Here is a 9,097-nt window from a genome sequence, read left to right as displayed (position 1 = left end):
CCGCCACCGCGACGACGCCGGCGGCGAGCGGTGGCACGGCCGCCAGGCCCGCCGTCGCCACGACCGACGACGCCAGCGCGGCCCCGACCGCGATGCCGCCGTTGAACAGCACCGGGATGAGGGCACCGGCGAACGCGCGCCGCTCGGGACCCGCCAGGCGCAGGATCAGCGTCTGCGCGAACGGCGGCATCCCGCCGGAGACCACACCCCACGCCGCGACGACCACCACGCCGAGCAGGGGTGCGGCGTCGGCCACGGCAAGACCCGCGAGAGCGGCCGCCGTCGCGGCGACGCTCACGACGAGCGCGCGCTCGCTGTGCTCGCCCACGCGTCCCGCGAGCGCGACCCCCGCGGCCGACGCGAGCCCGAACACCAGCAGCAGCGTGCTGATCCCCCCGGGGAGCAGCTGCGCGGGCGTCTCCGCCAGGCGGGTCACGTAGGTGTACGCGCCGTAGTGCCCGACCAGGACGAGCGCCACCAGTCCGGTCACCATCAGGAGACGCGTCGCCCGCGGCAGCGCCCCCGGGGTCGTGCCGGCTCCGGGCGCACCGCCCGCCGCGGCCACCGCCCGCGGCACCACCGCACGGACCGCGACGGCGCCGAGGAGGCTCAGCACGGCCAGGGCCCCGAAGGCGGTGCGCCAGCCGGCGACGTCGGCCACGAGGCGGGCCAGCGGGGTGCCGACCACCATGCCGAGCGTGGCGCCGCCGAGGACGACGGCGACCGCGCGGCCCAGCAGCCGGTCGGGAACGAGGTCGGCGACGTACGCGTTCGTGGTGGCCCACAGCAGACCGACGGCGGCCGCACCGAGCAGCCGCGCGCCGACCGCGAGGGCGTAGACGGGTGCGAGCGCCGTCAACGCCGACGAGAGCGCGAGCACGGCGAGCCCGCCCGCGATCACGGCGCGCCGCTCCCACCGGCGGGTGAGCCGCACGAGCGGGAAGCTCAGCACCACCACGACGGCCGCCCACACCGAGACGAGCAGGCCGGTGCTCGACTCGGCGACGCCGAGGCCGGCGCTCATCGGGCCGAGCACCGCCGTCGGCAGCATCTCGGCGGTGACCATGAGCAGAGTGCCCGAGCCGAGGACCAGCAGGGACGGCCACGGCAGGCCGTCAGGGCGAACGTCGCGCGGGGCGGGGGCGAGGCGTGAGGTCTCCATGCCCGCCACGCTAGAGTTTGACACTGATGTCAAGGTCAAGCGATCGATCCGAAGGCGATCGATGAAGATCGGTGAGCTCGCCGCCCGTACGGGAGTGTCCCCCCGTCTCATCCGCTACTACGAGCAGCAGGGCCTGCTCGTGGCCGACCGCGCCGCCAACGGGTACCGGGCCTACACGGAGCAGCACGTCGAACGGGTCGACCGCGTGGCGGGGCTGGTCCAGGCGGGGATCCCGACCCGGCTGGTCAAGGTGCTGCTCGACGCCGAGGACGCCGCGGAGCGCAAGGACCCGACCTGCCCTCGCGAGGTCGCCGCCCAGCTCGCGGAGGAGCTCGTGGGCGTCCAGGCCCGGATCGACTGCCTGACCAGGAGCCGGGACACCATCCGCGACTTCCTGATGGCCACGCAGCACGAGATCCTCCTCCGAGACACCCCCGCCCCACCCACCCCCCTGCCGAGGTAGACACGTGGCGAGGTAGTCACGTGGCGAGGTAGACATGCAGCGAGGTAGTCACCCGGCGCGCGCTGAGTGACTACCTCGCCACGTGTCTACCTCGCCACGTGTCTACCTCGCCGAGTGACTACCTCGGCGGGCCGGGTTATTCGACGCCTAGCAGGACCTCGACCGCGCGGCTCAGGAACGCGTCCACCGACGCCTCGTCGTAGGCGTTCGCCCCGCGGGCCCGCCCGAACGTCGCCGAGCGGATGTCGCCTGCCGTCAGCGGCTCCTGACGGTCGAAGTAGCCGACGAGCCGGTCGCACAGGTCGTCGACGTCGTCCTTGTCGTAGCCCTGCGCCCCTCGGTCGGCCGGCGCGAACTTCTCGCCGTCCGGCCGGCCCAGGCGCGGGTACAGCGACCGCGCGCGCTCGGCGAGCGCGTTCATCCATGCCTGCTGACCGTGCGCCGACGCGTACTCGGCGCGCTGGCGCGCTATGAACGCCGCCTCGAGGCGGTCGAGCGCTGCGTCCACCTCGTGCGTGTTGTAGCCGCCCCGCGTGAGGTCGAACGTGGACGCCTGGATGTCCGCGCTCGTCAGCCTCTCCGCGGTCCGTCCCTCGTAGGCCTGCCGGGCGTGCTCGAAGAACTCGTCGACCTCGTCCTTGTCGTACCCGGTGCGGAACTTGGGAACGGTGTTGAACATCCCACTCACTCGTCGTCCTCCTCAGCCGCAAGCTGCCCGCAGGCGCCGTCGATGTCGCTCCCGCGGGTATCACGGATCGTGGTCGGAATGCCGTGACCGCGCAATCGTGCCACAAACTCGTCCTCGACCTCGCGGTCGCTCGCGGTCCAGATCGACCCGGGCGTCGGGTTGAGCGGGATGGGGTTCACGTGGACCCAGCCCTTGCCGCGCGCGTTGAGCTTCTCGCCCAGGAGGTCGGCGCGCCAGGCGTGGTCGTTCATGTCCTTGATGAGCGCGTACTCGATGGACACCCGCCGGCCGGTGACCTCGAAGTAGTTCCGCGCGGCGTCGAGGGCCTCGTCGACGCTCCAGCGCGTGTTGATCGGCACGAGCTCGGAGCGCAGGTCGTCGTCCGGCGCGTGCAGCGACAGGGCGAGCGTCACGGGGATGCCCTCCTTGGTCAGCTTCTGCATCGCGGGGACGAGGCCCACCGTGGAGACGGTGATGTTGCGGGCGGACATGCCGAATCCGTCGGGCTGCGGCGCCACCAGCGCACGCACGGTCTCGATGACCGCCTTGTAGTTCGCGAGCGGCTCACCCATCCCCATGAACACGAGGTTGTTGAGCCGGGCCGGCCCGCCGGGGATCTCGCCGTCGGCCAGGCTGCGGAACGCCGCGCGGACCTGCTCGAGGATCTCCGCCGTCGACAGGTTGCGCGTGAGCCCGAGCTGGCCGGTGGCACAGAACGGGCAGGCCATGCCGCAGCCGGCCTGGCTGGACACGCACAGCGTGGTGCGCTGCGGGTAGCGCATGAGCACCGACTCGACCTTGGCGTCGTCGAACAGGTGCCACAGCGTCTTGACCGTGGTGCCGCCGTCGGCCTTGAGCGTGCGTGTGGGACGGATCAGCGACGGGAACATGGTCGACGCCAGGTCGTCCCGCGTGCGGGCAGGCAGGTCGGTCATGCGTGTCGCGTCGCTCGTGTAGTGCGTGAAGTAGTGCGTCGCGAGCTGCTTGGCGCGGAACGCCGGCTCGCCCGCCTCGACGACCGAGGCGACCCGCTCGGCGGGCGTCAGGTCGGCGAAGTGGCGCGGCGGCTTGCCGCGGCGGCGCGGGGCCATCTGCAGCGGGATGGCCGGGGTCTCGTCCGAGGGACGGACGACAGGCTGGGCGAGGGGAGTTTTCATCAGGCGACCACCGAGAGCACGAGATAGACGAAGGGGGCTGTGATGACCAGCGAGTCGAGGCGGTCCAGCACGCCCCCGTGCCCCGGGAGCAATGAGCCCATGTCCTTCAATTCTAGGTCACGCTTGAGGAGCGACTCCGCGAGATCGCCGATCGTCGCCGTGACGGCCGTCATGACGCCGAGCGCGACGCCGATCAGCGGGCTCGCCCCCAGACCGTAGACGGCTCCGACCACGCCCACCGCCGTGGCCAGCACGATCGAGCCGGCGAGGCCCTCCCAGGACTTCTTCGGGCTCACGGTCGGCGCCATGGGATGCCTGCCGAGCAGGACGCCCGCGACGTAGCCGCCCGTGTCGTTGGCGACCGCCATGAGGATGAAGAGCACCACGCGGATCTCGCCGTCGTGCTGCGCGAGCATGAGCACGACGAAGCCCGCGAGGAACGGAAGGTACGCGGCGGCGAAGACGGCGGCGGCCGAGTCGCGGACGGCGGCGAGGCCGGACCCGTCGAGCGCCCGCCACACCACCGTCGCGGCGACCGTCAGCACGAATCCGACGAACAGCGCCTCGGGACCGCCGCGGTAGGCCGAGACGATCATGCCGGCGGCCCCGACGAACAGGGGCACCATCGGCAGGTGGAGCGCGCGGCGCGCGAACGCCTGGCGCAGCTCCCAGAGACCGGCCCAGAGCAGGCCGATCACGAGGAGCACGAACGGCTCGGGCCGCCAGTACAGCGAGGCGGCGACGACGCCGAGGAGGCCGACGCCGACGAGGATCGCAGCGGGCAGGTTACGGCCCGCCCGCGACTTCCGGGGGGCCGGTGCGGCCGGTGCGGGCTCAGGGTCTGCGGTCACGGCGGTCTGCGCGTCGTCTCGCTCTGTTCTCTGTGGGGGCGGTGCGGGCATCAGACCTCGAGCAGCTCGCTCTCCTTGCCTGCGAGCAGCTGGTCGATCTGGTCGACGTGGCTCTTGGTGAGCTTGTCCAGCTCCTTCTCCGCGCGCACGACCTCGTCCTCGCCGGCCTCGCCGTCCTTGACGATGCGGTCGAGCTCCTCCTTGGCCTTGCGGCGGATGTTGCGCACCGAGACGCGCGACTCCTCCGCCTTGGCCTTGGCGAGCTTGACGTAGTCGCGGCGGCGCTCCTCCGTGAGCGAGGGCAGCACCACGCGCACGACGTTGCCGTCGGTCGCCGGGTTCACGCCCAGGTCGGAGTCGCGCAGCGCCTTCTCGACGGCGGGCAGCGAGCCCTTGTCGAACGGGGCGATCATGACGGTACGGGCGTCCGGGATGTTGAACGACGCGAGCTGCTGCAGCGGCGTCGCGGCACCGTAGTAGTCGACCATGATCTTGCTGAACATCCCGGCGTTGGCGCGCCCGGTGCGGATGCCCGCGAAGTCCTCCTTGGCGACCTCGATCGCCTTCTCCATCTTGTCCTCGGCCTCGAGGAGGGTGTCGTCGATCACCACTGCTCCTTCATTCGTCTACGGGTGGTGCCGGGGCCACTCTACGGACACTTCGCCCCGGTCACCGAAAGGTTCGTGCGGTTCAGCGGGCCGTGATCAGCGTGCCGATCGGCTCCCCGGCCAGCGCACGGGTCACGTTGCCCTCGCCCTCCATGCCGAACACGCGCATCTGCACGTCGTTGTCGCGGCACATGGCCAGCGCCGTGTCGTCCATGACACCGAGCCGGTTCACGAGCGCGTCGGTGTAGGTGAGGTGGTCGAGCTTCGTGGCGTCCGGGTTGCGGCGCGGGTCGGAGTCGTAGACGCCGTCGACGCCGTTCTTGCCCATGACCACCTGCTCGCAGTGCGTCTCGAGCGCGCGCTGCACCGAGACGGTGTCGGTCGAGAAGTACGGCATGCCCGCCCCCGCACCGAAGATGACCACGCGCCCCTTCTCGAGGTGCCGGATCGCCCGCAGCGGGATGTACGGCTCGGCGACCTGGCCCATCGTGATGGCGGTCTGGACGCGCGTCTTGACGCCCGCCTGCTCCAGGAAGTCCTGCAGGGCCAGGCAGTTCATCACGGTGCCGAGCATGCCCATGTAGTCGGCGCGGGCGCGGTCCATGCCCGCGACGCTCAGCTCGGCCCCCCGGAAGAAGTTGCCGCCGCCGACCACGATGGCGACCTGCACGCCGTCGCGCACGGCGACGCCGATCTCCCTCGCGATACGCCGCACGACGTCGGCGTCCAGCCCCACGCTGCCACCGCCGAACGCCTCGCCCGACAGCTTGAGCAGGACGCGCCGGGCAGGCTTGCCGTCCGCGTCCACCGCCATGGTCTGGGTCGCCTCGTCACTCACTGGTCCGTCACCCTTCGGTCGTCACTACCGGGACTGGCCCCTGGTCGGAATACTGCCCGACCGGCGGGCAGCCCACCTCCGCGGGGTGCGCAGGCGGCCGATCGGGCCTCGAGATCCCTGGTGCGGCGTGGAACGGGAGCTCCACGTCCCACCGAAGATATCGAAGCCTCGCCGGCTCCCGAGCGGGTCCCGGCGGCCGGGCCGCCCGGATGGACGGCCCGCGTACAGGTCGGCCCGGCCCGCGCCGAAGCGCGGACCGGGCCGACCGGGATGCGTCAGGAACCGACGCGGAAGCGCACGAAGGAGGTCAGCGAGCCGTTCACGGAGGCGACGTGCTTGCCCACCGTGACCTTGGGGTCCTTGGCCAGCGGCTGGTCGACCAGCACGACGTCCTTGAAGAAGCCGTTCAGGCGGCCCTCGACGATCTTGGGCAGCGCGGCCTCCGGCTTGCCCTCGTTCTTCGAGGTCTCCAGCGCGATCTCGCGCTCCTTCTCGACGACCTCGGCCGGCACGTCCTCACGCGTGAGGTACTTCGGCGCCATCGCGGCGATGTGCTGCGCGACGTCCTTGGCCACGGCGGCACCCGCCTCGTCGGTGACGACGACGACGCCGATCGACGGCGGCAGGTCCTTGGCCGTGCGGTGCAGGTAGGTCGTGACCTTCGGGCCCTCGACGCGCGCGACCCGGCGCAGCGCGAGCTTCTCGCCCAGCGTGGCGCCCTGCGCGGCGATGAGCTCCGCGACGGTGCCCTCGGCCGACGGCGCGGCGGCGGCGGAGACCTCGTCGGTCGCGCCGGCGGCGGCAGCGGCCTCGAGGACGGCGTCGGCCAGCGCGATGAACTTCTCGTTCTTGACGACGAAGTCGGTCTCGGCGTTCAGCTCGATCATGGTGGCCGCCTGGCCGTCCGCGGTGTCCTCGACCTTGACGGCCACGAGGCCCTCGGAGGTGGCGTTGCCCTCGCGCTTGGCGGCGCGGGCGAGGCCCTTGGTGCGGATGATCTCGATGGCCTTGTCGGCGTTGCCGTCGGCCTCGTCGAGCGCCTTCTTGACGTCGAGCATGCCGGCGCCGGTGCGCTCGCGCAGCGCCTTGATGTCAGCGGCGGTGTAGTTCGCCATGGTGTGTGGTCCTCCGTGCAGTCGTGATGTTCGTGGGAGGTCGTGCGACCTTCAGGAGCGGGCGTCGGCCGGGTCCCACGACGGGACCCGGCCGACGCGGCGCGTCACTTCTCGGTCTCGGCCTCGGCAGGCGCGGCGTCGGCAGCCGGAGCGGCCTCGGCGCTCGGGGCGACGGCCTCGGCGGCCGGAGCAGCCTCGGTCGCCTCTGCGGCCTCGGCGGCCGGAGCAGCGTCAGCGGCCGGAGCGGCCTCGGCCTCGGAGCCGGCCAGGAGCTCGCGCTCCCACTCGGCCAGCGGCTCGGCGGCGGTCTCCGCCTCGGCGCCGGTCTTGCCGCCACCCGAGTGGCGCTGCATGAGGCCCTCGGCCGCGGCGTCCGCGATCACGCGGGTGAGCAGCGTGACGGAGCGGATCGCGTCGTCGTTGCCCGGGATCGCGTAGTCGACCATGTCGGGGTCGCAGTTGGTGTCGAGGATCGCCACGACGGGGATGCCCAGCTTGCGGGCCTCGTCCACGGCGAGGTGCTCCTTGTTGGTGTCGACGATCCACACGGCCGAGGGGACCTTGGCCATGTCGCGGATGCCGCCGAGGGTGCGCGAGAGCTTGTCCTTCTCGCGGCGGAGCACCAGGAGCTCCTTCTTCGTGAGGCCGGAGGCGGCCACGTCGTCGAAGTCGATCTCCTCGAGCTCCTTGAGGCGCTGGAGGCGCTTGTGCACGGTGGAGAAGTTGGTGAGCATGCCGCCGAGCCAGCGGTGGTTCACGTACGGCATGCCGACGCGGGCGGCCTGCTCGGCCACCGGCTCCTGGGCCTGCTTCTTGGTGCCGACGAACAGGATCGAGCCGCCGTGGGCGACCGTCTCCTTGACGAAGTCGTAGGCGCTGTCGATGAAGTGCAGCGACTGCTGCAGGTCGACGATGTAGATGCCGTTGCGCTCGGTGAAGATGAAGCGCTTCATCTTCGGGTTCCAACGGCGGGTCTGGTGTCCGAAGTGGACACCGCTCTCGAGGAGCTGGCGCATGGACACGACGGCCATGACACGTCCTTTCGGCGCGGACCGGGATCGCCCCAGATGTTCCGCACGCATTTCAGGCGGCCCGGAACATGCCCTGGGCCGCGGTCGGGTTGGATCGGCACCACTGCTGCTCGGTGCCCCTGGCGTCACGTCGTGCCCGACGCCGACCCTGGGGGCCGGACCGCTGCCGGACGCGACTCGGTGTGACGCGCGGTGTCGACCGGCGCTCCCCCGCCTGCCGCCCCGGGCCGAGACCCTGGGACTGCCGGACGGACGTGCATGCCGGTCGCGGGTGGAAGTCTACCCGACCCGCCCTCGCACCGAGGACTCCGGCGGGTGGTGCGCGACTGTGACGTCGCCCGCGCTACCGGGGCGGACGCCCCGTCCGCCGGGAGCGGGTTCGAGCGTGACCACAGGGGCTCTTTCGAGGCACCTGTCCACAGGCTCGTCGCTCGCGCCGGCACGGCGGGAGCGGTGCACGTGATGCTCGGGACATGACGACAGACACCCCGACGGTGGGCCAGGCGGACGGGCCCGGGCGACGCTCCTGCGTGCCGGGCGAGAGGGCGCGCCCGGTGCGTCCTGATCGTCACGCCGTACGCCGTCGGATCGCCCGGGTGGTGGTCACGGCGCTGCTGGTCGGAGGGTGGGCGCCGGGGCCCGCCGCGGCGGTGCGGTCCGGGCCCGACGTCGCGGTGCGGCGTGACGCGGCCTCGACGGCGGAGCGGGTGTGGCCGAGCTCGGGCGGCACCGGGGGCGGAGCGCGCGACGAGGACCGGCCGAGCCGGTCGACGTCGTCCGGGGTGGTGGGCGACGGTGGTGGGGCGCCGCAGGGCACCGGACCTGGTTCCGGCCTCGGCTACGTGGCCCCTGTCGCGGGCATCGACCCGCCCCTCGGCGTCGAGCGAGGCTTCGACCCGCCGGAGCACGAGTGGGGCCCTGGTCACCGCGGGGTCGACCTGACCGCCGCCGTCGGCGCGGGCGTCATGGCCCCCGGACCCGGCGTCGTCTCGTTCGCCGGGCGGGTCGCCGGGCGCGGGGTCGTCGTGGTCACCCACCCGGACGGCCTGCGTTCGAGCCTCGAGCCGGTGACCGCCGGCGTGCCGGCCGGGACGGCCGTCGTCGCCGGGACCGTGGTCGGCACCGTCGAGGGCGCCGGGGTGGCCGGTCGGCCCGCCGCGCTGCGGGCCACTGCGCCCCGCGTT

At 72.4% G+C, this 9,097-nt stretch carries 10 protein-coding genes; 2 read left to right on the top strand and 8 right to left on the bottom strand.

The window, feature by feature from the left end; all coding sequences use genetic code 11:
- On the bottom strand, window positions 1-1,162 hold a 1,162-nt coding region (locus tag HLB15_RS20670), incomplete at its 3' end, for an MFS transporter (protein ID WP_171108198.1).
- Between the two features lie 61 nt (window positions 1,163-1,223).
- Between HLB15_RS20670 and HLB15_RS20665 the strand changes: the two genes are divergently transcribed.
- Window positions 1,224-1,625, top strand: coding sequence for a MerR family transcriptional regulator (locus HLB15_RS20665; RefSeq protein WP_171108196.1), 402 nt, complete (start codon window positions 1,224-1,226; stop codon window positions 1,623-1,625).
- A 136-nt stretch (window positions 1,626-1,761) separates the two neighbouring features.
- On the opposite strand, the gene HLB15_RS20660 is transcribed toward HLB15_RS20665, so the two are convergent.
- From HLB15_RS20660 to rpsB, 7 genes are all read right to left on the bottom strand, one after another.
- Window positions 1,762-2,304 (bottom strand): DivIVA domain-containing protein, encoded by a 543-nt coding sequence (locus HLB15_RS20660; protein ID WP_171108194.1) that lies wholly within the window; start codon window positions 2,302-2,304, stop codon window positions 1,762-1,764.
- A gap of 5 nt (window positions 2,305-2,309) precedes the next feature.
- The gene (gene rlmN, locus HLB15_RS20655) at window positions 2,310-3,470 is read right to left on the bottom strand and encodes a dual-specificity RNA methyltransferase RlmN (protein WP_171108191.1); all 1,161 of its coding nucleotides are present in this window, start codon (window positions 3,468-3,470) and stop codon (window positions 2,310-2,312) included.
- Window positions 3,470-4,321 carry a phosphatidate cytidylyltransferase gene (locus tag HLB15_RS20650; RefSeq protein ID WP_229785224.1) on the bottom strand — a complete coding sequence of 284 codons (852 nt, stop codon included), beginning with the start codon at window positions 4,319-4,321 and terminating at the stop codon, window positions 3,470-3,472. Before HLB15_RS20650 ends, rlmN begins: the two co-directional genes overlap by 1 nt.
- A 50-nt stretch (window positions 4,322-4,371) precedes the next feature.
- Window positions 4,372-4,929 carry a ribosome recycling factor gene (gene frr, locus HLB15_RS20645; RefSeq protein ID WP_171108186.1) on the bottom strand — a complete coding sequence of 186 codons (558 nt, stop codon included), beginning with the start codon at window positions 4,927-4,929 and terminating at the stop codon, window positions 4,372-4,374.
- 82 nt (window positions 4,930-5,011) lie between these two features.
- Window positions 5,012-5,743 carry a UMP kinase gene (gene pyrH / locus HLB15_RS20640; protein WP_171108200.1) on the bottom strand — a complete coding sequence of 244 codons (732 nt, stop codon included), beginning with the start codon at window positions 5,741-5,743 and terminating at the stop codon, window positions 5,012-5,014.
- A 299-nt stretch (window positions 5,744-6,042) separates the two neighbouring features.
- Window positions 6,043-6,882 (bottom strand): translation elongation factor Ts, encoded by an 840-nt coding sequence (gene tsf / locus HLB15_RS20635; protein WP_171108184.1) that lies wholly within the window; start codon window positions 6,880-6,882, stop codon window positions 6,043-6,045.
- 104 nt (window positions 6,883-6,986) lie between these two features.
- Complete coding sequence (gene rpsB / locus HLB15_RS20630) at window positions 6,987-7,913, bottom strand: 30S ribosomal protein S2 (protein WP_171108182.1); 927 nt, start codon at window positions 7,911-7,913, stop codon at window positions 6,987-6,989.
- Window positions 7,914-8,386: 473 nt separating this feature from the next.
- On the opposite strand from rpsB, the gene HLB15_RS20625 reads away from it, so the two are divergent.
- The coding region (locus HLB15_RS20625) for a peptidoglycan DD-metalloendopeptidase family protein (protein WP_171108179.1) at window positions 8,387-9,097 on the top strand (711 nt) is incomplete at its 3' end.

It is taken from the genome of Promicromonospora citrea (genome assembly GCF_013004695.1).
Classification (GTDB): Bacteria; Actinomycetota; Actinomycetes; order Actinomycetales; family Cellulomonadaceae; genus Promicromonospora; species Promicromonospora citrea.
This window is presented reverse-complemented; position numbering and strand designations above follow the sequence as displayed.